Raw genomic sequence first — 23,886 nt, 5'->3', positions numbered from 1 at the left:
AATGCTATGATAGAAGGGGTAGACCACTTTCGTGTGAAGGGTTGTGATCCTATGTCCTTGCAAACATTGAAAGCGCAAATCATTCAGAAAGCTTGGAAAGATCCCGAATTTAAAGCACAACTGCTGGCCGATCCCGGAAGCGCGCTTCAAGCGTCGTTCGGCATCACCCTTCCGGAAGGAATCGGACTACAGGCGGTGGAAGAAACGTCTTACCAGTACTTTTTGGTCATTCCATCTGATCCGGCAGATCAGGAGAACCTGGAGGGTGCCACCCCCGCCCCCCAATACAATTGGGGCTAATTTTTCTGTGCAAGAAAAAGGAACCGAGCAATCGCTTCGGTTCCTTTTCTTTTTCTGCCCAAACGTTGAGGAATCGAGATGAGCTTGGATGAAGAAGGCGGATTTATCTTATTTATTGTAGAACATTCAGGATTGTCGGGACAATTTTACTAAATAAATGCTATGATATAAGAGCTAGTCCATTTCCTCATGAAGGGCTGTGGTCCTATGTCCTTGGAATCCTTGAAAGTGCAGATCATTCAGAAAGCTTGGACAGATCCCGAGTTTAAGGCAAAACTGATGGCTGATCCGAGAAGCGCGCTTCAAGCGTCGTTTGGTATCACGCTTCCGGCGGAAATCGAAATTCTGCCAGTGGAGGAAACACTCTCACGTTATTACTTGGTGATTCCGCCCAATCCAGCCGAACTGGAGAGACCCGACGGATCGGACGCCCCAGAATACGTTTGGAGCTAATCTTGTCAAATCAGAGGGAATCGGACGATCGCTTCGGTTCCTTTTCCTTTTACACTGCGGAATTCTAGCGTTCCTTGCATAACTTCTATGATTCGGTAAGTGACCATCAGACCAAGGCCGGTTCCTTTAGTCTTTGTAGAGAAGTAGGGCTCGCCCAGTTTGGCGAGTTGCTCCTCGTCCATTCCTTGTCCATTATCCGAAATCCGGATCACCACAACGGAATTTTCCCCGTAAGCCTCCACCTCGATTTTTCCGTTTTCTTGAAAAGACTCGATGCTGTTCTTCATGATATTGATCAGCGCTTGCTTCAATTTGGAAGGGTTTCCCATAATCGTGAGACGATCGGACGCTTTGACGTGCAGAACCCCGCCGTGCAGCACGACCATAGGTCGTAAAATCGTTTCGATCTTGCCCAATTCTTCCTTGACGTCCATTACGACCAGCGTCTCCTGCTCGGGTTTGGCGAACGTTAAATAATCCGTGATGATGGCGGCGGCCCGATCCAACTCGCTGATGGCCATGCTGTACAGATTTTTGTTTTCCTTGCTGGCTTTGCCCGAAAGCAGCTGCAAGAACCCTCTCGTCACCTGCAGCGGGTTTCGGATTTCATGGGCGATGGAGGCGGCCAGTTCGCTGATGATCTGCATTCTCTCCGTCTTCTGCAACTGATAGTTATACAGCTCCAGCTCTTTGGAATAAGAGAGTAGTCTGGCATAATCGGCGGCAATTCTTCGATTCAAAGTCATCACGAGACAGACGATGAGAAACACGGTTCCAAATTTCCAGAGAACTAATACGTACGGACCATGAAGAACGTTTAGCAGGATAAGATCGGCGGCGCCCGAAAGAGCAAGCCCGATCATTCCCGCCGATACGAGGATCGAATTCCGGTTTCCCCAGAGGGCGTTCCGAATGGCAAGGAAGAGGGTGAAAAGAAGTTGAACCAGGATGAGAGGAGCAAGAATCCAAAAAGTAAAGAGCTTGTAATAGAAGTACAACGATCCGCCGATCGCTTTATACGCAACCATAACGAGAAAGCTTGCGCCATAATAAGCACAAAGCCATTTTACAGACTTCTTAAGCCAAACATAGGTCTCCTCGAAGGAATGGACGACAAAATAAAATAGGGATGGGAACATGACATACATGGACGTATCAAACAAAAAGAGCAGCTGCCGCCCGTACTCGTGGAAATAGAAGTAGGGCATTGACGAATAGGTGGCAATCAGTGTGCCCGTCGAAAGGATAAACAAATTGAGGGCGATCGCGGTCTTGGTTTGATTCCGGACGAAAAAACCGGTGGATACGAGCATGGTGAAACCGAGAAACGCGATCGCGGCGCCGAGCAGAACATTCGGCAACTCATTGCGCACGTTCAAAGCGGACAACCGGTCGAATTCCCCGATATGAACGGCGGCGTTGCTGATCCCCGCGCGTTCTTTCGATTCAATGCGAATGTATACGCTCGAAGCAGCCGGCTTGACGGTCAGCGGAACTAGGACAATGTTTCGCTCGAAATCATAGTCCCGCGAGGAGCGGTAAATCGCTTGGGCGTCTTCGTATACGGTAATGTCGAGTCCATACAAGCGCTCGATATACAGTCCCGGGTGCTTGAAACCGGTTGTTGGCGGAACGACGATCTGCACCCAAGCGCCGGCGGTCCCCTCCGGCAATGCGATGCGAGGATGTTTCGCCGCGACGGAATGCCAAGATCCACCGTCCGCAGGGGGAGTCCGGCTCGCCGATTCCGACGTCTTGATCCAAGCGACGTTCCATTCGGGAATGGAAATTTCGGGGCTCCGGGCGTTAGGCGTTGTGAAAACGAAAGACACAATGCCTAGTACGATGCAGCCAATCAGGACGAGAATCACCGGTTGTCGGAATGAAAGCATGAAGCACCTCGTTGTTCTTAGCGGGCTTTTGCATTACCATTTCGACACAATTCGCAATCAATCCTGCGTCTGGTAGAGAGTAATCCAATCGGAGAGTCTCTCCGTTATCTTCCCGTTACTGTTTAAAATAGCGGGATGGGTAATCGTTTCAAGCAATTCGTCCACCTCTCTTATGACGTTCTGTACGAGAGGTGACGGGACAGGGGCAAAAGGTTTATTCACATAACAAGAGGGAACCGTTCTCCTTCCGCAAGGAGAGGTTCCCTCTTTCGGTCAAATACGGAGTCTAATGCAGAAAGTTACTTTGTCACTTTCAACTGGATGTTGCCCGACTTGTAGAGCACCTTCACTTTGTACTTGCTTGGCAAGCCCACGGTTTCAATCGATGAAAATTGACCATTCCGCTTATCGAAAGCAATGATCTTCTCGCCATTCGCCGGCACGAAACCGTTCGTAAAATTCAGGCGCAATTTACCGCCGAGCGTCGCCGTTTTGTTGATTTTGAGCTGATCGTTTTTACTCCCGATCGTCAGCTCCAGCGTGCCCTCGGGGGATTGCTTGTAATTCCCTGCGATCGTCAGTTGTCCGGCTACATTCTCCCGCAGCGTTCCCCCGTTATTTGTCACGCTTGACGTCCCGAAGGCCGTTTTCGAAGCCCCTTCAAGCGTGCCCTGTTCGATCTGCGTACCGCCGGAATAGGTGTTGTTGCCGGTCAGCTTTAACGTCCCCGTACCTTTTTTGGTCAGCTTTCCCGTGCCGGAAATATTGTTGCGCCAGCTGTCCAAGGCATGGAAGCCTCCTTTATTGGCATCCATGGATACGGTAACGTCAGCGGCGAAGGCTCCGTACCCATCCGCGGCGGCAAAGAGGTTCAGCCGTCCCCATCCCTCGGGATCATCCAGAAGCGGATAGCCGGAAGGCAGACCCGTCGTCGCCAGAACCCAGCGGCGCTGCTCGCCGTCCAGGTAGGGCAGACGCGTTTCCAGCAGCACCTCGGCTCCTTTCGGCACGATCGCGGGAGTCGCCTTCGAATCGATCCGGTCAAAGCCATAAGTCAATCTGTCTGTATAATTCTTTTTGTTCGCCGCGTAATCGCTGAACCGATCCGTCGCCGTGCCTTTCTGCGTTAACAATTTGCTGTGAGCTTCTTGATAAGCTGCCTGCTTCAAAGCGGCATTGTCGGGATCGGACAGGATCGCCGCAGCCAGTGCGGTCGCCATCACGCGTCCGCCCATCACGTCAAGCGGCGAGTGCATGCCGGCCACAATGCGGTTGTGGCCAAGCTCGGAAGCGCGCGTCAGCAGCTCCTGGAATCGCTCGGGCACGGCATAAGCCATGGCATAGGCGGCGAGATAGGCGGCATTGGTATGTCCGCTCGGAAAGCCGCCGTCTTTGCTCGGATCGGGGTTCATCACCGGAACGAGGGTCGGAACGACGATGGAAGTGTTCACCCAGCGAAACGGGCGGGGATAACGAAAATAATTTTTGGCCTGGCTTGTAGAAGAAAACTCGCCGCGCAACGTGTTCACCAGACTCACCATGTTGCCGAGGCTGGATTTGGTGTCGCCCGCATCGTTGCCTTCATCGTTATACTTTTTCTCAGAGGCATCCGCGGCGACATCCAGGATCGTGGTGGTCGCTCCCGCATCCTTACGGTACACATCGGCAAGCGAGCCCAGTCCGTCGATCACGCTGTAGCTCTGGTTCCTGCGATCGTCCAGGTAGGCCGCCTCGGCTTCGCCGGCCGTACGGAGGGAAGCGATGTCCACCACGGTTTGAATATTATGATCGAGCACGCTGCCGTTCAGCTTGGTGCCCGTATCCCAAGTCGTTCCGGGAGCCCACAGCTTGTTAAATCCGGAAAGCACTCCAAGCGTCGGATTGGAGTCTACCGTCATATTTTCCTTCTTGTTGTTTTTGTAGTGATCGACAAAATAACCCCAAGAGGGTGCCGGAGGCAGTGCGACGGTAGTGGAAGCTGTTGCCGCACTCGAGTAACTTCCGCCCAAGGTGCTTAACAGCAGGGAACCCGACAACACGGCTGCGACTACTTGTTTCTTTCGCGCTTTCATCGATTCAACTCCACTCGGATAGAATTGTTTTTCCACTCTCTGTAAATTCTATCCGTGGTCCATTAATTAAAGAGCGTGGTATTGTTAATCTTGTATCATTTCTTTTTGATTCCGCTCATAGTCAATCAAACATACCATCGTCTTTACCGAAGAGGTGGAAGGAAAATGAAAAGTATCTTGTACAAGTACATGACGAAATTCACATCCCTTAGCGAAGCGGAACAACAAGCCATCGCGGAACAAATCGTGGTGGAAGAATACAAGAAGGGAACCGTTCTCCTCCGGCAAGGAGAGGTTCCCTTGAAGTGTTATTTCGTATTGAAGGGCTGCGTAAGACAGCATGCGGTCGATGAAACGGGCAGAGAAGTGACTTCCAACTTCTACACGGAAGAGCAAGCCATCCCGATGTTCAACCGTCATAAACAAGACAAGTCGTCCGAGTACACCTTTACTTGTCTGGAAGACTCCGCGCTGGTCGTTGGCGACCTCCTTACCGAGCGGGACATGTATGACAAATACTCGCAGCTCGAATCCATGACGCGCAAGATGATCGAGGAAAGCTTCGGTCAGGTGCAAGACGAATATGCCGCGTTTATCGCTTCTGCACCGGAAGAACGTTTCAAAGCCTTATTAAGGAAACGTCCTCATTTAATCGACCGGGTACCCCAACATCAATTGGCGAGTTATCTCGGGATGACTCCGGAGTCGCTTAGCAGAATCAAGAAGCGGATTCGCGATAAGGGGATGGATGTCCCGCCTCGGTAGAGACTTTCTTTCCTCTGAACAGCAACCACAGCCCAAAACCCAATTCCCCGGCGATCATGGGTGCCATAAAAACGGCTTCAAGTATCCGAATGAGTCCGCTGTATTCCGGAAGCAAGGTCTTGCACAGATGAATGGCCATATAGCCGATCGCGGCCATGAGCAGCAAGATGCCGATAACTTTCGGGATACCATTGGACTTGATGGCCAAATAGCCTACGATGAGCAGATGCCCGCCAAAGAAGATCAAACCCATGGACCACGCGGACTCGAAAGTCTCAAGAAACAGCATCGCCTGCGCTTGGATCTGACTGATTGCAAATACGGGCGCTACAAAGGCTTTCCCGTCCGAGAGCAGCGAAACCATGATCAAGTTGAGGAGAGCCATCGCCAATATAACCGCATAGATGAGTCGAAGCCATGCGCCTAGCAATGAAAGACTCGGATGAATGGGTTTCAGGAAGAGGTACAAGGCCCAGGCGACCACGATGTCGCAGATCAGGATGATCAGCCAGCCCAAGATTTCGGCTTTGAACAGCACGCCGGACGATCGGATGTTATCGAAAGTAGCGTGGCCATCCCCCTGAACCACCAGGTTTCCATGGGCAAAACCGTATGAGAAAAATGCGGCAAGCGCCATGATGAGAAGCGATATGCCAGCCGTGAGCGCGGTTTTTCGCGTATCCATTTGTTTAACTCCCCCTAAAGGTTATGGTATTGTTTACATTGTACCTGGGGTACAGATGGCAGTTCATTGACTTAAATCAAGATGAAATTAGGAGCATCTATGAATATTCCCACTCGAATTCTCTCCGTTGCGGGCGGCCTTTTTTTTCTGATCGCGTTCATCTCCTCCTTCACGCTTTACCTGATCCATTACGGATCGGCATGGAAGCTGCTGGCCGCGCTAGCTGCAGCCTTCCTCCTCGCCATGATCATCATCCACTGGGCAAGCACGCGTATGAACCGGAAGATGTTTCTGGCTGTTTTCCTATCCTTGGGCTTCGCTGTCCGAATGGCCTGGATTCTATGGAATCCGGCGCCTCCGCAATCCGACTTCCTGTTCATGCACAACGCGGCGCTTCAAGCCGTTTCCGGAGATTTTTCTTTTGGCGATTCCGCTTATTTCACAAGCTTCCCTTACCAACTCGGCTTTACCATGTACGAAGCCTCTGTGATGAAACTGTTTGGACATCACCTGTTCTATCTGAAACTCCTGAACGTCCTATTCAGCAGCGGAACGGCAGTCGTTCTCTACTATTCCGCTTCAAGAACGTTCAATGAGAATGCCGGAAGGATTGCCGCGCTATTCTATCTCTTCTACCTTCCTAACATTATGATGTGTTCGGTATTGACGAATCAGTACATCTCTACTTTCTTGTTTCTGCTCGGCTGTCTTCTGCTGCTTAGAAGTACCGATTCGAAAATCCACTGGCTGCTTGCCGGACTCGCGCTCGGGTTCGGGAATCTCATGCGTCCGATCGGTGCTGTCTACCTCGCGGCGATCTTCCTGTTTTTCATACCTGTACTATGGCGGCTATGGCGTTCATTCTCCAAGAGGCAGGCGATGATCGGGGCGGCGAAACTGGGCGGGGTGATCGCGGCTTTTTATCTGCTGCAGTTTCTCGCCAGCGCTTCCCTGGTTTCGGCCGGCGTTACCCATCAGGCTTTATCCGGAGGGGATAAGTATTGGAAGCTTATGGTCGGTTTGAACGCGGAAACGAACGGCAGCTGGAATATGCAGGACGCACGATACGCGAACCGATATCCATTCGGAGAGGAGCGTCATCGTGCGGAACGGATCATGATCATGGAGCGTCTGGAAAACAAGTCCGAGCTAGCGGCACTGATGGGCAGGAAGCTCGTTTCCATGTGGGGGTCCACGGATTCGTCTCCCTATTGGAGCTTGCAGGGCTTGAATAGGGGGGATTGGGAACGAGAGTTGACGAATGGAGAAGGACCGTTGTACATCCTGATGTGCGCTTTCGGGTTCGTTAGTATGATTGGGTTATGGAGATCCGGAAGGTACAGTGATAATCATCTATATCTGCTTGTGCTGCTGCTCTATGCAGCCGCGCATCTGCTCATCGAGATTCAAACGCGGTACCGGCTGGATTTGATTCCCGCAGTTATCCTTTTACAGAGTTTCGGCTTCTATCAAGTCTATGTTTGGGTTCGGGGGCGGCTGCCTTCGCTCGGCTACAGCCCTAAAGAAGCAAAGGGATTGGACGTATGAACATAACGCAAGAACGGGAAATCGATGAGCCGGTTATCCTTACACGCAATGGGGAAGCGGATAGATTTTCTCATATCAATAGATGATAGAGACAGCGAGGGAACCTAATGAAAAGAATATGCGTATTTGCAGGCTCCAATGTTGGAACAAGTCCTGAATACGAACAAAAAGCGATCCAATTAGGACAATTGATCGCTTCAAAAGGCTATGAATTGGTTTACGGCGGGTCCAAAATCGGACTCATGGGGCGCGTGGCGGATGCTGCGTTGGCTGCCGGAGGCAAGGTAATCGGCGTGATGCCGAGAAATCTATTTAAGGGCGAAATGGCACATTCCGGCCTGACCGAATTGCATGAGGTAGGCAATATGCATGAGCGTAAAGCGTTAATGTCCGAATTCGCCGATGCTTATATTGCTTTGCCGGGCGGACTCGGAACCTTCGAAGAATTGTTCGAGGTCGCCAGCTGGTCGCAGCTGGGCATCTACAAGAAGCCGGTCGGAGTTCTCAATGTCCTGGGCTTCTATCAGCCGATCGCGGAGATGCTCATGCAAGCGGTCAATGCCGGATTTATGCGGGAAACCAACCTGGGTCTGCTCCTATTCGATGAGGAACCGGAATCCCTGCTCCATAAAATGATCTCTTATACGCCCCCGGAACAGGCCAACAAGTGGAGCGAACTGAATTAAGGGATCGTCCTTAACGCAGCCAGAATCTCCTGAGGCTCCAACCTCTGCATGAAGTCCGGGTTCACATACGCGGAACGGATGATGCCGGATTTGTCGATAAGGAAGGTCGAAGGAATCGGAAGGATCCAGCGGTCGGCGGCGTTGTATTCGGTCAGGTTGAGCTTGAATCGGTTCGTCATGATCTCCTGTATATAAGGCGGAACCTCGAAGAACACCTGATAGGAGGCGGCTGCCAGACCGTTCGTGTCACTGAGGACGTGGAAACGAAGGCCCTCCTTTTCCTGCTGGTTAAGCGCATGGTCCGGGCTTTGCGGGCTGACGGCGATCAATTGCCCGCCCAGCGCCTCGATCTCCGGCAGGATGTTCTGGTATGCCCGCAGCTGCAAATTGCAGAAGGGACACCAACCGCCGCGATAGAACGTTAATACGACCGGACCGCTTCGCAGCTGTTCGAACAGGTTCACGGGAACGCCTGCGGCGTCGTTCAGGGTAAAGTCTTTCGCCTGATGTCCGACCTCCAGGCCGTACGCCATTCCGGACTCTTGCTGTTCGCGGATCATCCGGAACATGGCGCCGTGAACGTCCGCGGGCGTGTTACTCACGAATTGTTTCTTCGTTTCATTCAACCTCTCATTCAATGGCATGAGCCATCCTCCCTTTCTTCTCACTATTCACTGTTACGCTAGACCGAGTCGTAAACCGCGTTTATGGGCTGCATACAAGAAGAAATATCCGATTGTTACAAGCGTGCACATGAAGACATCAACGCTGATCAACACTTGATAATTGCGGAAGTGGTCGAAGGAAATGCCTCCGATTAACGAGCCGAGAATCCCGCCTGCTTGATGTCACAGCAGCAGCCAGAGAGAGCCCAGTCCCATCCACGCATGCTTCGGTTCATTGAACCATGTCTTCCCCATTGTCCGGTCCTCCCGTAAAAACCAATGAATTCTAAAAAAAGATACTGATCGGTATTTTTTAATATAGCACGGGAAACTCTTTATGAAAAGCGAATTTTCATTTGCTATAATGAAAATCATTCGAGGTGAGCAAGGAGGAATGGACATGCCCAAGGGAGAAAACACGCGCAAACGCATTATCGCAAAGTCTGCCGAGCTGTTTAACCAGAGAGGCTATGCAGGGTCTTCCTTGTCGGACATCACGGAGGCAACGGGCATCAAGAAAGGCGGAATTTACCGCTACTTTGCCAGCAAGGACGAGATTGCCCTTGAGGCTTATCAATATGCGGGAAGCGTCGTGGGCCGCAAAATCGAAGAGGCGCTCGAGCGCGAAACGACTGCGATGGGCAAGCTGCTTGTCCACCTGCGGGTGTATGAGAACGTGGTCGAAGCTCCTCCTTTTGTGGGCGGGTGCCCGCTGCTTAATTTGGCGACCGAGAGCGACGATGGCCATCCGGTTCTGCGCGCAAGAGCCCGTCAGGGGATGGACAACACTCTGGAAGCGATGAAGAGGATCATTGTGGAAGGCGTGCAAACCGGGGAATTCAGGGAGGACCTGGATATTGACGCATTGGCGACCTTCACGTTCTCCGTCATGGAGGGCGGCATCATGCTCAGCAAGCTGGAGGGCGACAATCGGCATGTCCGGATGAATATCGAGAGCCTGTCGGCGTACTTGACAAGCATGTGTCTGCGCGAGAAGGAGCAGGTAAACGGTTGATCTTCCGTAACCCGTTAAGGTTGGTGGGAATAGACACGGCGCGGCAGTGGCAAGCTTAGGAAAAACGAAGAGAGGCTTGCGCGATGATTCAGTTGCGTAGATTGCTGATCTGTTCGCTGGTCGCCGCATTCGCGATCACGGCATTCGGCATGGATCGGAATCGTGCCTTCAGCGTAGTGAAGCCGGGAATCGCCGGGGAATATCGAAATCCGATCATCCGGCAGCGAGCCGATCCGTGGGTGTATAAGCATTCCGACGGCTATTATTACTTCAGCGGTTCCGTTCCCGAGTACGACCGGATCGAGCTCCGGCGTTCCAGGACGATTCAGGGGCTTGGGGAGGCGCAGCCCATTGTAGTTTGGAGGAAGCGGGAGAGCGGTCCGCTCAGCAAGCATGTATGGGCGCCGGAAATTCATTATATCGACGGAAAATGGTACATATACTTCGCCGCCGCGCGAACGGACGCTCCTTTCGATCACCGTATCTACGTGCTGGAGAACGATTCGGCGAACCCGCTTGAGGGAACGTGGGCCTGGAAGGGGCAGATCAGGACGAATTGGGAGTCATTCTCGATCGACGCGACGACGTTCGAGCATCGGGGCAAGCGGTACTTGGTGTGGGCGCAGAAAGATCCGAATATCTACGGGAATTCCAACTTGTACATCGCCGAGATGGACAATCCCTGGACGATCAAGGGGAAGCAATCGATGCTATCGAAGCCGGAGTTTCCGTGGGAAATCATCGGATTTTGGGTGAATGAAGGGCCAGCTGTCCTGAAGAGGCACGGCAAGATCTTCCTGACGTATTCCGCCAGCGCGACGGACGAACATTATGCGGTGGGCATGCTGACGGCCGATGCGTCAAGCGAGTTGCTGAATCCCGCCTCCTGGCGCAAATCCGCAACGCCCTTATTCAAAAGCAACCCCGCAACGGGTCAATATGGGCCGGGGCACAACAGCTTTACGGTTACCGAGGACGGGAAGAGGGATGTGATCGTGTATCATGCCCGCAACTACCGCAAGATCGTCGGCGATCCGTTGTACGATCCGAACCGGCATACGCGCGCCCAAGTTTTCACCTGGAACAAGGATGGTACGCCGAATTTCGGGGTCCCCGTGGCGGATGCGAGGGAGAAATAGAGCGGAGAAGGCGAAAGCGGATAGCGAAGGGGAAGTGAGCTGAGCTGCGTACAACGAGTAGGCGACATTGCTCAGGGGATGATTAGAAACGAAAAGGATGCTGCGCCTGCAGCATCCTTTTCGTTTCTAAAGTATCTTCAAGGTTGATACGTATATTCGCCCGTGCCGAAATACATGACTTTCCCATCCGGGCGGATGCAAACTTATTTCCTCTGAGGCTACGAGTAGCGGATCTTGTTCCCGTTGACATGCAGGATTTGACCGGTCACGTAGGCCGAATCATAAGACGCCAGGTATACGTACGCGGGAGCCAGCTCGAAGGGTTGGGCTGCCCGCCCCATAGGGATGTCGGTCCCGAAGGTCAATTGATGTTCGGCCGGATAGGTGCTTACCGTAAGCGGAGTCCATGCCGGTCCGGGCGCCACCGCGTTTACCCGAATGTTCCGGTCCGCCAGCGAAAGCGACATGCTTCGGGTGAAGGAAACGATCGCTCCCTTGGTAACCGAATAGTCGATCACATTTTTATCCCCTTCATAAGCCACTCTGGACGCGGTGCTAATGATGGAACTTCCCGGTCGCAAATAAGGCAGCGCGGCCTTGGTCATGTAGAACAGCGGGAAAACGTTGGTGCGGAACGTATTCTCCAGCTGTTCGTCCGAAATGTCGAGGATGCTTCTCGTATAAGGCTGTACGGCGGCATTGTTAACGACGATGTCCAGGCGCCCGTACGTGTCGGCAGTCAGCTTGACGGCTTGATAAGAAGCAGCGGGAAGCCGCAAGTCGACGGATAAGAGAAGGCATCGGGCGCCAAGTGCCTCCACGTACTGTTTCGTTTCTTGCGCATCTTCGTGTTCATCCAGGTAGACGATGGTCAAATGGGCGCCTTCCTTCGCGAAAGCAACGGCGACCGCCCGGCCGATTCCGCTGTCTCCGCCTGTGATGATCGCCGACTTTCCTTTCAATTTGCCGCTCCCGACATAGCCCGCATAATCGAAAATAGGCCTTGGAAACATGAGCCGCTCCAGACCGGGTTGCCGGTCCTGATGCTGCGGCGGAAAGGTGACCGGTGTCGTAACCACACGTCGTACCGTGCCTATATAAGGGTAGACAGGATAAGGCGGATTCATGGTTTCCTTTGCACCTCCCCCGCCGGCTAAGACCGACTGAGAGATTATATGAACATGATCGGTTGTCCATTCGAGCAAATTATGCAAAGTTAAGACAAAATAGACGAGGATGAATGCAGAAACGATTCAATGCCTCCCAGTAAGATTAGGAAAACGTTATGGCGGAGGGATATTGCTTGGATCAATTGCAGTGGGCTGCATCCAAAGCCCTGTTTTTATGCCCGGAAGACACGAACCTCGTTTTACGAAATATTTAACGTTTAAAGGTTTCAGTTTTAGAGACGACGAGCAATATTATCTGGATACAACTTTTGCAATACGGGATGCGGTACTTGATGAGATTCGGTTATTCGGGCCCTCGGGCATATTCCTATGGAAATTTTCGATTCGCAGTTTCACTTGAGAAAATAGGAATAGGCGAGCACGCATTGCCGTCAAATTCGTCACATACAGCCTAACTCTTACCCTTAATACTTAGTGAGAACTCCAAAATCCTCCCCAAACACAACCTTTATATAGATGCATAATGCCTTTTCTCATTTACAAACCGACGGTCTGTTTATATAATAAAAGCAACAGGTCATCTTAGAGGGGGGTCGACTTTGAAGCAAGAGGAACGCAGAAAGCAAACCACAAAGCTCCTGCTGGATACGACCAAAGAGCTGATCCGGGAAAAAGGATGCCACACCATTACGATGAAGGACATCATGGCACGATCGGGCTTGTCGAAGGGCGCGATTTTCCACTACGTGAAGAGCAAGGACGAAATCTTCGTATGGGTACTGCAGGATCGGCTCGAAGAGACAAACCGACGGTTCATGAACGAGGTGGAGCAGGGGCGCCGTTCGTTCCCGGAACCGATGAGGATGATCGCGGAGAGCATCGAGGCCTATGCCAAGGCAGATTTGACGAACAAAGTGCTGATGTATTTGCTCGGCAAGGAGGATCAGCCGGTTATCGCGGAAGCGCTCCGGCAGCATTATGACCGGTCGGTCGAGCTGTCCAGGCAATGGATCGAGGTGGGCCAGCGGCACGGAGCGATTCCTGAATCGGTCGACGCCGCCAAAGCCGCCGATATGTTCGTGCTGTTGACACTGGGCTTGCGGGTCCGATCCACCATTCCGTCCACGCAGGCCGTTTTCGGGGCGCAAGATTTCACTGCTTTGATCACGAATATTTTACATCCTAAGTAAACCGGCTGAGCCGTCCTTTTCGGACGGATAGATGCGGAAGGTGGGGATCCGGATGAATCTGTGGTTGATGTTGCATCTGACCGGGGTCGTGCTCGCGATCGGAAATATCGTGACGGCGGCCTTCTGGAAAATACGGGCGGATCTGACGAAGAATCCGGAAGTAATCCATAACGCGGCGAAGAATGTCATGCTCGCGGATTATGCGTTTACGATCCCGGGTTTGGCCCTCATCATCCTATCGGGCAGCGTGATGGCCGCGCATGCGGGGATCCCGCTGTCGGGATTTAACTGGCTGACGTTGTCTCTCGTGCTGCTGGCCGTTACCGGGATCATCTGGGCGGCGATCCTGATCCCCTTGCAACGCAGAATGATCCGGATCAGCGCCCAATGCATCGTTAGCGGCACGATCTCCAAGGCATACCGCGACGCTTCCCGCGCTTGGGCCGTCTTCGGCACCGCCGCCACGCTGCTGCCGCTCGTCATTCTGTTTCTCATGGTGATGAAAGGATTCTGAATACACCGAAGAAAGGAAGAGATCCGGATGGTTCCCTTCTACGCGCTAGTCGCTTCATTCCTGCTGTTCAAGCTTCTTGGCTTGATAGGCGTTATCCACTTCGAAGGCTGGCATGCCCCGCTACAGGGAGCGGTGGCTGTCATGCTGCTGCTTACCGCATCGGCGCACTGGGGCAAGAGACGTCCCGACCTGATTCGAATGGTTCCGCCTGCTATGCCCAGGCCGGATTGGATCGTGACGGCGACCGGGCTGCTGGAGATCGCCGGCGCTGTCGGAATCTTGATCCCCGCTACTTCCATGGCTGCTTCCGTCGGCCTAGCGATACTTCTGGTCGCGATGTTTCCTGCCAACGTACGGGCCGCCCGGGAGAAGCTGACGATCGGGGGGCAGCCAGTTCCGAAGCTGCTTCCCCGGACCGTACTGCAGCTTGTCTTTCTTGCGGCTGTGCTATTGGCGGGGTAATAAGTGCCATAAGCGATCCAAAATAGCGGGAGAAAAAAGCCTCGGCCAGCCATCGGTCGAGGCTTTTTTACAGCGAGAAGACAGCCGTTTACGGTTTTGGAGCTCACGTTAATATTCTCCTCTTCTTATGATGTGGATTTTGCGACTTATAGGTTATATCTTCCGCGCTGCAGTGACTTCCGGGGACGTTATTTCTGCGAATTCCTTAGGTGTGCCGTAGGTTGTTTGAGAAGCGAAAAAAGAGCAGCCGAGGATGCCGTTGCTTTTTGCGAAGGGTGAAAATGGTCCGCTCCGGGGGGAAAACGGTCCGATAACACCTGACGTCTTTCGCACACCTGAGATTTCTTTTCCCTCACGGCCCGCCGCCACTCTATTTTACAATGAAATCGCATACAAGAAGCGGCCGTTAAGCCGACCTTGAATCTGAACAAAGGGGACTTGCAATCATGTCCGTACCGGCGACCCACCTTGCCAAACATGGATCGGCCGCATCGAAGCCGGGCCGAAGGCTGCCGAACAAGTACAAATTGTTCCTGATGGCGCTTCCTTTTTTCATCATCACCTTCATTTTCTACTACTTGCCGATCTATGGATGGATTTACGCCTTCTTCGACTACATCCCCGGCATCCCGCTCGATAAGACGCCGTTCGTCGGCTTCAAGTGGTTCCGAACGATCGCGGAGAATCCGACCCAGACGCAAGAAGTGCTCCGGGTCATGAAGAACACGGTCGCCATGAGCGGGCTCGGCATCGTGACTTCGTTCCTGCCGGTGATTTTCGCCATTCTGATGACCGAGATCAAGACGGGCTGGTACCGCCGAATCGTACAGACGCTGACGACGATTCCGAATTTCATCAGCTGGATTCTCGTGTATTCGATCGCGTTCACGTTGTTCTCGGTCGACAACGGACTGGTCAATACGCTGCTCATCAAGTTCGGTTTCATAGACGAAGGGATTAACTTCCTCGCGAACAACAATAACGTGTGGCTCGCGATGATCGCGTGGTATTGGTGGAAGAGCCTGGGCTGGGGCGCGATTCTGTATCTTGCAGCCATCACCGGCATCGACCAGGAGTTGTACGAAGCCGCGGACGTGGACGGTGCGAGCCGGTTTCGCAAAATCTGGCACATCACGGTGCCGGGCATCATGCCGACGTTCTTCGTGCTGCTGCTCTTGTCCATCGGCAACTTCGTCAACAACGGCATGGAGCAATATTTCGCATTTCAGAACGCCATGAACAAGGACACGATCGAAGTGCTCGACCTGTACGTGTACAACATCGCGTTCAGCAACAACTTCGCGTTCGCGACGGTGGTCAGCATGCTTAAATCGATCATCAGCGTATTCCTTCTCTTCCTGGCCAACGGCATGTCCAAATGGATCCGGAAAGAGTCCATCATCTAGGTGCCAAGGGGGCAACGCCATGAAACGCAAACGCAGTGCCGGAGACGTTCTGTTCCACACGCTCAACTACTCGTTCTTCGGCCTTTTTACCATAACTTGCATATTTCCGTTCTATTACTTGTTCATCAACACGATCAGCTCCAACGACCTTTCCACGATGGGGTATATCACGTTCTACCCGCGAGGGATCCACTTCGACAATTACGTGTCGGTTCTGAAGATCAAAGGACTGGGACATGCCGCAGGCGTTTCGCTCTACCGTACCGTGGTCGGTACGCTGCTGACGGTCGGAGCGTCGGCTTTCCTCGGCTATCTGTTCACGAAGAGCGAGATGTGGGGCCGGCAGTTCATGTACCGAAGTCTCGTTGTCACCCTCTATTTCAGCGCGGGGTTGATTCCGTGGTACAGCACGATGCACCTGCTGGGCTTGACGAACAACTATTTGGCTTACATCCTGCCGACGATCATCGCTCCGTTCAATATCATCCTCGTCAAAACGTTCATCGAAGCGGTGCCGCCGTCGCTGGAGGAATCGGCCGCTCTCGACGGCGCGGGGTATATGCGGATATTCCGCAGCATCATTTTCCCGCTGATCACGCCGATTCTGGCGACGATCACGATTTTCTCGGCGGTGAGCCAGTGGAACTCGTTCATCGATACCGCGTGGCTCATGACGGACAAGAAGTATTACACGCTGCAGTATTTGTTATGGCGCTACCTGAACGAATCGAGCTCGCTCGCCGCGCTCATCAAGAGCGCGCAGAACCTGGGGGCTGTCAACATGCAGAACATGCAGACGCCGACCTCGGTGCGGATGACGGTGACGATGATCGTTGTGCTTCCGATCCTGCTCGTCTACCCGTTCTTCCAGAGGTATTTCGTGAAAGGCATCATGATCGGCGCCGTCAAAGGCTGATCGTCACGGTCTGAAGCGATTTGGAACTTTGGAACCAGGGTTTATCTCTGCCGTCAGGCGGAGTTGAACTATAGCATTCTTCAATACCAAAAAGGGAGGCAACAGGAATGCGTTTCAAAAAGATGACGAGCCTTGCGCTCGCGGCGTTCATGGCGGTTGGCATCACGGCCTGCAGCGGCGGCAAGAGCGAGGGGGCGAAGGATTCCCCATCGGCAAGCGCATCGCAGTCCGGCGACGGCGCCAGCCCGAGCGCAAGCGCCGGCTCGGAGGGCGGACTCGACCACTCCAAGGAGCTCGAGCTGACCGTATTCTCGACGACCGCGAACTACGCCGGCGAACAGACGGGCTGGTACGGCAAGATCCTGAAGGACAAGTTCAATATCAAGCTGAACATCATCGCCTCCAACCTGGACGGCGGCCAGAACAAAATCGCGGCCATGATGGCTTCCGGCAATCTGGGCGATATCGTCGTGTTCGGCGACAATACCACCGATTACCCCAACGCGATTAAAGGCGGCCTGCTGCTCGACTGGACGAAGGACGGCTTGCTGGACAAGTACGGCAAAGACATCGTGGCTTCTTTCCCGAAGGCGATCGAAAAAGCGAAAGTCGCGTTCGGCGATGGCAAAGCGGTGTACGGGATCGGCAACAACGTGGCGTCTAACCAGCCGGGGCCGTCCGAAGGCAAAGACTTGACCTGGGGACCGGAATTGCGCTGGGATCTGTACCAGAAAATCGGCGCCCCTGCGATCAACACGCCTCAGGATTATTTGCAAGTACTCAAGAAGATGCAGGAGCTCGAGCCGAAGAATGAAAACGGCAAGAAAACGTACGCGTTCTCCATGTGGGCGGACTGGGACGGCAACTATAAGATGATGGTGGCGAAGCAATTCGCGAACATGTACGGTTATGACGAGAACGGCAACACGCTTCTCTACGTCGCCGCGGACCAAGACAAATATTATGAATTCCTGTCCGACGACAGCTGGTACATGAAGTCCCTGAAGCTGTATTTCGACGCCAATCAGATGGGTCTGGTCGATCCGGATTCTCTGACCCAGAAGTTCGACGACGTCGTCGGCAAGTACAAGGATGGACGTCTCCTGTTCTGCTGGTTCCCGTGGCTCGGCTCCGCCAACTACAACACGCCGGAGCGGACGGCACAGGGCAAAGGCTTTGCTACGGTGCCCTTCAAGGAAGAAAAAGTATATTCCTGGGGCTTCAATCAATACGGCAGCAACTGGGTGATGGCGATCGGCGCGAAGGCGAAAGACCCCGCGCGGATCATGGAGTTCATCAATTGGCTGTATACGCCGGAAGGCGCCATGCTTTCCACGGGCGGCGGAACGGCGATCCAGAATGGCCCGAAAGGCCTGACCTGGGATATCGACAAGGACGGCAAGCCGTTCGTCACCGATTTCGGCTGGAAAGCTTTCGCGGATCAGAAGGGAACGATCGTGCCGGATGAGTACGGCGGCGGCACGTACTATGACGGCATGAGCCAGATTAACTTCCCCAATGTCGCGCCGGGGCTTACGAACCCGGAAACGGGCGAGCCTTACGACCATAACCTGTGGACGACATCGCTGAAGCGGAATCCGAGCAAGCTGGACAGCGAATGGCGCGAGAAGATGGGCGCGCTTACGCCGAAGGAGTACTTCGTGAAGAACAACATGATCGCGGTCGCTCCGCAAGGCTTCACGGGCAAGCCGCCGCTCTTGATGGATAAGGCGCTGGAGCAGAAGAACGCGCAGATCGGCACCGTCATCCAGCAATACTCCTGGAAAATGGTTTTCGCCAAGGATGAAGCCCAATACAACAAGTTTAAGCAGGAGATGCTCGACAAAGTGAAAGGCCTCGGCTACGACGAAGTGCTGGCATTCTCCGTCAAGAAAGCGGAGGAGCTGTTCGAAGCCAGAAAGAGCGTAACGCAGTAAGTCGAAATTCAAAACGCACCACGCGAATACCGCTCGCTTCTTCGGAAGCGGGCGGTATGCGTCATTCCGGATTCACGGCCCTCGGACGGCCCCCGGATCATGTGCTATAATAGTGGCGATAACGCTTACAGACCAAGGGAGATATGCGACCGTGCCCGTACTTTCCGTACTGCGCCGCCGTTTCGAGGCCCGTTCGCTTCGGCGCACGCTGATCGTGTATTTGATGATCGGCTGCTTGCTGCCCCTGCTCCTGGTCGGCGTGCTGACCTATTCCTCGATCTACGACATTCTAACCGGGAAAATCCAGAGCGGCATCAGCGCCAGCTTGAACCAGGAAGCGGCCGCTCTCGAATATACGATCAACAATCTCGATTTCGCCTCCAAGCAGTTCGCGCTCGACGGCCAGATCGTGTCGGAAGTGTCTTCCTACCTGCAGGAGAAGCAGATTTCCCGCAAGTCGCTGATTATGGCTTCCATCAACGAGAAAATCAACCTGGTCAACTTCACGAATCCTTATTTGGGGTTAACCGCGTACATTCTGCCCGATGCCGACGATCCCGTCCTGTTCTCGAATTTAAGCATGGAAAGCGCGCCGGATACCCGGCACTTCCCGCCGCTCATCCACTACAATGGCGCGGATTATTACGGACCCCACAAGACGATGTACAGCAACAGCGACAACATGGTATTCTCCGAGCAGCGGACTGTCCAGGTAGGCGGCAACCAGAAGCTGTATATTTATTTGGAAACGAACTACAGCCTGTTCCGACATATCCTGAACCAGCAGTCGTACGGCATGAAAGTCACCCATCTGCTCGTGGGCGACCGCAGCGGCATCACCTATGTCGAAGATGCCGGCATTCCCGCCGACGTTCAGGAACAAGTCCGGCTGGGCGGCAAGGCGCCGCATGAGGAATACGGCGGGTACCACCTGTTCCGTTACCGCAGTTCGCAGGGATGGCAGCTTGCTGCGGCCGTGAAGAAGTCCGCATTCAACAGTGAAATCTATTCCTGGCTGGGGAAAATGCTCGTTCTCGCGCTGTCGACGCTTGCCTTCGCGGGGCTGCTGGCGCTGCTCATCTGGAAGAAGATGTACCGTCCTCTGCGGAAGGTCAACACGGAGATCGTCCGGATGGCCGAGAACCCGACCGCTCCGGTCTCGTTCACGAACGTTGAGGAGTTCGACTTCGTGCTGAACAATTTTCAAGAGATGAAGAACAAGATCGGCGAGTTGATCGCCGCCGTCGCGCTGAACGAGAAGCAGAAGAGCCAGTTCGAGATCGAGAAGCTGCTCAGCCAGATCAATCCGCATTTTCTGCACAATACGCTCAACACCGTGCAATGGCTGGCGCGGATGAACGGACAGAAGGAAATCGACCGGCTCGTGACGCTGCTGGTCAAGGTGCTTCACTACAATCTGGGCAAGCAGAGCCTGATCGTGACGGTGGAAGAAGAAATCGAGGCGATCCGCCACTACATGGAGCTTCAGCGGATCCGGTACGATTACGAGTTCGAATTCCACGTCCATGCGGACGAACAGGTCATGAACGTCGCCGTTCCCCGGTTCCTGCTTCAACCGATCGTGGAGAATTCGATTTACCACGGCATGAGCGACGGGAACGGAAGAATCAATATTACGGTCGGCTCGGAAGGCGAGAGCCATCTGCTGCTGCGCGTCGCGGACAACGGAGCCGGCCTGGAACCGGGCGAAGCCGAGAGGCTGCTGTCCGATGATGAAGGAGCCAAACGGCGCGGGCTCGGGATCGGCCTCTCGTACGTGAACCGGATGCTGCGGCGCTATTACTGCGACGAGATGAACTTCCGGATCGAGAGCGAGCCGGGGACGGGAACGACGGTCACGATCGTCATCCCGAAGAAGCGGAAGGAGGATTTCGATGATTAAAGCCGTCGTGGTCGACGATGAGAAGCTGGTGCGCAAAGGCTTCATTTCCTTGTTCGATTGGTCATCGTACGGCATGGTCGTCGTGGGGGAAGCGGGTGACGGCAAGTCGGCCCTGGAGCTTCTGCAGCAGACGGATGCGGATTTGCTGTTCACCGATATCACGATGCCGGGGATGGACGGCTTTGATCTGATCAAGGAAACGAGGCGGCGCCTGCCGCGTGTCCGTTCCGTCGTGCTGACGTGCCATCACGAGTTCGATTTCGTGCAGGAGGCTTTGCGTCTCGGGGCAATCGACTACATCGTCAAGACGCTGCTCGAGCCGGACAACGCCGATCAGGTTATGCAGCGGATCGTCGAGCGAATCGATTGGGAGGAAGGCAGCCGAGCGGCCATCATCGCCGGTGGGCCGCAGAAGAAGCTGCCGGCCGATTCCGCACTCGTTTTCCGTCCGCTCGTACAGGGCGAGGGGAGCGCCGAGCTGTACAGGATGCCGTTCGTTCGGCGCAATCCCGTCGTCGAACTGGAAGGGATGTGGCTGACGCCGCTGGTTCATCCCTATTCCATGGAGGAAATCAAGCGCGAAATCGGAGCACGGCTGAGCGGCCGCTGGCAGACTGCCCTCGTTACGGGATTGTCGGATTTGGCGGCGGACGAGGCAGAACGGGTGCTCGCCGAGCGGCTTCCCGCGGAATGGTTCTATGCGCATGCCGACGACGAACCGCTTCGTATCGCTTATGGGGAGTTGGTCCGCGCGGAGGACGGATCGGGCGATCGGTCGTCCGAGACGTTCCAGGCCGCGCTCGACTTGAAATGGGCGCTGTATGTTGCCAGCTTGCAAGAGTTCAAGCAGGCGGTCACCAGCTTACGTCCTGACCCGGATATGCTCGTCCGCTTCGGAGAAACGTTATGTCGGGAGTGGCGAGGGCTGCTCTTGCCGCCGGAAACGGCGGAGCGGCTGAACGCGGGCATCGCGCGCAACCGCACCTGGGCGGATTGGCAGTCGTGGCTGCAGCAATATTCGGATTCCGTTCAGCGGCGCATGGTCGAGCTCTCGTTCACCACGGAAGTGATGTCGTGTCTGATCCGTGCCGTCCGGTATATGAGGGAGCATGCAGGACAGAAGATCAACCAGGCGGAGGTATCCGCCCGCGTCAACATGAGCCGAGGGTACTTCAGCCTGTGCTTCGCGCGGTTCGCGGGCGAATCGTTCGGTTCCGTGCTGCGGGACATGCGGATCGACCGGGCCAAGAGCCTGCTGCGGGAAACGTCCGACCCGATCCACCAGATCGCGCTCGCTTCGGGATTCGAGGACGATAAATACTTCAGCAGGCTGTTCCGCGAATGCGTCGGCATGCTGCCGACCGAGTATCGCGCCGAATCGGCGGCATATATGGCGCGAAACGGGGGAGCGTCATGAGCGGGAGGCGGCGGGCTGCTTTGTCCGCGGCGCTCGTGGTGCTCCTGGGCGCCATCGCGGGGTGCCGCGGCGAATCGGGCGGCACGAAACAGGCTGCTGCCGAAGAGATGCCGGCATACGGCAAATACGAGACTCCGATTACGCTTCGCATCGGCTTCAAAATACCGGAATCCCGGCTGCCGGCCGGGGACACGAACGACAATAACCCGGTTTCGCGGTACATCGAGAGCTTGACGAACATCCAGGTCGTCCATGCCTGGGAAGCCAAGAGCGAGGACGATTTCCGGCAGAAGGTGGATTTCGCCATCGCGACGGGCGATCTGCCCGACGCGATGGTCGTCGACCGCAACCAACTGAAACGGCTGATCGAGAACGGCAAGGTGGAAGACTTGACGGAGACGTATCAGGATTATGCGTCCAGCCTGGTCAAGGCGATAATCGACTCCACGCAAGGCTTGGCCATTCAAGACGCCATGTCGGACGGCAAGCTGTACGGCGTGCCGAACGTCGCCATCGAAGCGGACGCGCCATCCTTGCTGTGGGTGCGCAAGGATTGGCTCGATCGGTTGGGTTTGCAGCCGCCGAAGACACTGAAGGACATCGGAAAGATCGCGCAGGCTTTCGTCGAGCGCGATCCGGACAACAACGGCAAGAGGGATACTGTCGGCCTAACCGGCTCTAATGAGGTTATCTACGGGCAGAAGCCGCTTGTCGGCGGTTTTGATACGATTTTCAGCGCCTTCCATGCATTCCCCAAGAACTGGATCAAGGACCGGGACGGGAACGTTCTCTACGGCTCGATTACGCCCGAGAACAAGGAAGCGCTCGACGTGTTGGCGGATTGGTACAAGCGGGGGTGGATTGATCCCCAGTTCGTATTGTACAAGGAGACGGAGAAGCCGATTCTCGAGAACCGCGCCGGCATGTTCTTCGGTCCGTGGTGGATGCCGTACTGGCCGTTGTCCGCCGCCGTTGCCGCGGATACGAAAGCGGAATGGAGCGCCTATGCCGTGCCGCGCGACACTCAGGGCGTATTCGTGACGCACGCGGCACCTGTCACCGATCGATATCTCGTCGTGCGCAAAGGGTATCCGCATCCCGAAGCGGCCATCCGGCTGCTCAACGTCTTTACCCGGCTTGAACGCAGGCAGGACCCGCACGCGGAGGAGGTCCGGGAATTGGACGATTACGCCTCGCAGACCGGTATCCAGCTCCGCCACTACTATCCGTTCGACCTGCTGCTCGAATATTCCGACGCAGTCGAGAAACGTGCCTACGACGTTCGGAGAGCCCTGGATGGCAAGATCGACCCCGGTACGTTCGATGCCGATACGAGAACGGTATATGATTTGGCGCTTCAGGAGAAAGAGAACCCGAAGAAAAACATGGACGCCTGGAAGACGGCTCACGCCTATCTGGATGGAGGCGGCGCTTTGAAGGAGGCCCGGATGGTGAAGGTGCGAAGCCTGTTCTACGGCACGACGCCTGCGATGGAATCGAAATGGGATGACCTGCAGAAGCTGGAGAACGAAGCATTCTTGCAGATCATCGTCGGAGACAAGCCCGTCAGCGCTTTCGACGATTTCGTCCGGGAATGGAAATCGAGAGGCGGCGACCGGATCACCGAAGAGGTTACCCGGATCGTGAACGGCGGGAAGCCGTGAGCAAGAGATCAAATCATGACTGGGCGATTTAAGATTTTGACATGATATTTAGTTCTGTTTTTTGGGTATCTAAATGAAATCGTTTTCACTATGATTAATTCGACGCGAATGACAGCGTTTGCAATGA

General features: G+C 54.4%; 22 protein-coding genes. 17 read left to right on the top strand and 5 right to left on the bottom strand.

What is annotated here, in order from left to right:
* The first annotated feature begins 51 nt into the window (after window positions 1-51).
* Both GE107_RS08680 and GE107_RS08675 read left to right on the top strand, forming a co-directional pair.
* Window positions 52-300, top strand: a complete 249-nt coding sequence (locus GE107_RS08680) for an NHLP leader peptide family RiPP precursor (protein ID WP_219639285.1) — start codon at window positions 52-54, stop codon at window positions 298-300.
* A 189-nt stretch (window positions 301-489) separates the two neighbouring features.
* On the top strand, window positions 490-753 hold the full coding sequence (locus GE107_RS08675; protein WP_370636315.1) for an NHLP leader peptide family RiPP precursor: 264 nt from the start codon (window positions 490-492) through the stop codon (window positions 751-753).
* Between the two features lie 5 nt (window positions 754-758).
* Here the strand turns inward: GE107_RS08675 and GE107_RS08670 are convergent, their stop codons facing one another.
* Window positions 759-2,645 (bottom strand): sensor histidine kinase, encoded by a 1,887-nt coding sequence (locus GE107_RS08670; RefSeq protein WP_219639283.1) that lies wholly within the window; start codon window positions 2,643-2,645, stop codon window positions 759-761.
* A 299-nt stretch (window positions 2,646-2,944) separates the two neighbouring features.
* Entirely contained in the window at window positions 2,945-4,717 is a 1,773-nt protein-coding gene (locus GE107_RS08665) for an acid phosphatase (protein ID WP_219639282.1), read from the bottom strand.
* A gap of 165 nt (window positions 4,718-4,882) precedes the next feature.
* Between GE107_RS08665 and GE107_RS08660 the strand changes: the two genes are divergently transcribed.
* On the top strand, window positions 4,883-5,482 hold the full coding sequence (locus GE107_RS08660; protein WP_219639281.1) for a Crp/Fnr family transcriptional regulator: 600 nt from the start codon (window positions 4,883-4,885) through the stop codon (window positions 5,480-5,482).
* Here GE107_RS08660 and GE107_RS08655 read toward each other — a convergent pair.
* Window positions 5,436-6,167, bottom strand: a complete 732-nt coding sequence (locus GE107_RS08655; protein ID WP_219639280.1) for a DUF4386 domain-containing protein — start codon at window positions 6,165-6,167, stop codon at window positions 5,436-5,438. The two genes, GE107_RS08660 and GE107_RS08655, sit on opposite strands and share 47 nt — an antisense overlap.
* Window positions 6,168-6,266: 99 nt before the next feature.
* On the opposite strand from GE107_RS08655, the gene GE107_RS08650 reads away from it, so the two are divergent.
* Both GE107_RS08650 and GE107_RS08645 read left to right on the top strand, forming a co-directional pair.
* On the top strand, window positions 6,267-7,715 hold the full coding sequence (locus GE107_RS08650) for an ArnT family glycosyltransferase (RefSeq protein WP_219639279.1): 1,449 nt from the start codon (window positions 6,267-6,269) through the stop codon (window positions 7,713-7,715).
* A gap of 107 nt (window positions 7,716-7,822) precedes the next feature.
* Entirely contained in the window at window positions 7,823-8,401 is a 579-nt protein-coding gene (locus tag GE107_RS08645; protein ID WP_219639278.1) for an LOG family protein, read from the top strand.
* On the opposite strand, the gene GE107_RS08640 is transcribed toward GE107_RS08645, so the two are convergent.
* Window positions 8,398-9,045, bottom strand: a complete 648-nt coding sequence (locus tag GE107_RS08640; protein WP_219639277.1) for a peroxiredoxin-like family protein — start codon at window positions 9,043-9,045, stop codon at window positions 8,398-8,400. The genes GE107_RS08645 and GE107_RS08640 overlap by 4 nt on opposite strands.
* Before the next feature lie 421 nt (window positions 9,046-9,466).
* Here GE107_RS08640 and GE107_RS08635 point away from each other — a divergent pair, with 421 nt between their 5' ends.
* Window positions 9,467-10,081, top strand: coding sequence for a TetR/AcrR family transcriptional regulator (locus tag GE107_RS08635; RefSeq protein ID WP_219639276.1), 615 nt, complete (start codon window positions 9,467-9,469; stop codon window positions 10,079-10,081).
* A gap of 149 nt (window positions 10,082-10,230) precedes the next feature.
* Window positions 10,231-11,220, top strand: a complete 990-nt coding sequence (locus GE107_RS08630; protein ID WP_219639386.1) for a glycoside hydrolase family 43 protein — start codon at window positions 10,231-10,233, stop codon at window positions 11,218-11,220.
* Between the two features lie 218 nt (window positions 11,221-11,438).
* Here GE107_RS08630 and GE107_RS08625 read toward each other — a convergent pair whose 3' ends face one another.
* Window positions 11,439-12,347: an SDR family oxidoreductase gene (locus GE107_RS08625; protein WP_219639275.1), complete on the bottom strand. Its 909-nt coding sequence runs from the start codon at window positions 12,345-12,347 to the stop codon at window positions 11,439-11,441.
* A 109-nt stretch (window positions 12,348-12,456) separates the two neighbouring features.
* Here GE107_RS08625 and GE107_RS27090 point away from each other — a divergent pair, with 109 nt between their 5' ends.
* The 10 genes from GE107_RS27090 (at window position 12,457) to GE107_RS08575 (ending at window position 23,759) form a co-directional block, all read left to right on the top strand.
* On the top strand, window positions 12,457-12,750 hold the full coding sequence (locus tag GE107_RS27090) for an acetamidase/formamidase family protein (protein WP_219639274.1): 294 nt from the start codon (window positions 12,457-12,459) through the stop codon (window positions 12,748-12,750).
* Window positions 12,751-12,949: 199 nt separating this feature from the next.
* Window positions 12,950-13,540 carry a TetR/AcrR family transcriptional regulator gene (locus GE107_RS08615; protein WP_219639273.1) on the top strand — a complete coding sequence of 197 codons (591 nt, stop codon included), beginning with the start codon at window positions 12,950-12,952 and terminating at the stop codon, window positions 13,538-13,540.
* A gap of 52 nt (window positions 13,541-13,592) precedes the next feature.
* Window positions 13,593-14,054 carry a DUF2269 family protein gene (locus tag GE107_RS08610; RefSeq protein ID WP_219639272.1) on the top strand — a complete coding sequence of 154 codons (462 nt, stop codon included), beginning with the start codon at window positions 13,593-13,595 and terminating at the stop codon, window positions 14,052-14,054.
* 27 nt (window positions 14,055-14,081) lie between these two features.
* Window positions 14,082-14,516, top strand: coding sequence for a DoxX family protein (locus tag GE107_RS08605; RefSeq protein ID WP_219639271.1), 435 nt, complete (start codon window positions 14,082-14,084; stop codon window positions 14,514-14,516).
* A 446-nt stretch (window positions 14,517-14,962) separates the two neighbouring features.
* A complete protein-coding gene (locus tag GE107_RS08600) occupies window positions 14,963-15,922 on the top strand; it encodes an ABC transporter permease (RefSeq protein ID WP_255570323.1) in 960 nt (319 codons plus the stop codon).
* A 19-nt stretch (window positions 15,923-15,941) separates the two neighbouring features.
* Entirely contained in the window at window positions 15,942-16,838 is an 897-nt protein-coding gene (locus GE107_RS08595) for a carbohydrate ABC transporter permease (RefSeq protein WP_219639270.1), read from the top strand.
* A gap of 107 nt (window positions 16,839-16,945) precedes the next feature.
* The gene (locus tag GE107_RS08590) at window positions 16,946-18,775 is read left to right on the top strand and encodes a type 2 periplasmic-binding domain-containing protein (RefSeq protein WP_219639269.1); all 1,830 of its coding nucleotides are present in this window, start codon (window positions 16,946-16,948) and stop codon (window positions 18,773-18,775) included.
* A 151-nt stretch (window positions 18,776-18,926) separates the two neighbouring features.
* The gene (locus GE107_RS27085; protein ID WP_219639268.1) at window positions 18,927-20,678 is read left to right on the top strand and encodes a sensor histidine kinase; all 1,752 of its coding nucleotides are present in this window, start codon (window positions 18,927-18,929) and stop codon (window positions 20,676-20,678) included.
* Window positions 20,671-22,095, top strand: coding sequence for a response regulator (locus tag GE107_RS08580; RefSeq protein ID WP_219639267.1), 1,425 nt, complete (start codon window positions 20,671-20,673; stop codon window positions 22,093-22,095). Before GE107_RS27085 ends, GE107_RS08580 begins: the two co-directional genes overlap by 8 nt.
* Window positions 22,092-23,759: an extracellular solute-binding protein gene (locus GE107_RS08575; RefSeq protein ID WP_219639266.1), complete on the top strand. Its 1,668-nt coding sequence runs from the start codon at window positions 22,092-22,094 to the stop codon at window positions 23,757-23,759. Before GE107_RS08580 ends, GE107_RS08575 begins: the two co-directional genes overlap by 4 nt.
* Window positions 23,760-23,886 lie beyond the last annotated feature (127 nt).

It is taken from the genome of Cohnella sp. CFH 77786, from assembly GCF_019400745.1.
Classification (GTDB): domain Bacteria; phylum Bacillota; class Bacilli; order Paenibacillales; family Paenibacillaceae; genus Cohnella.
This window is presented reverse-complemented; position numbering and strand designations above follow the sequence as displayed.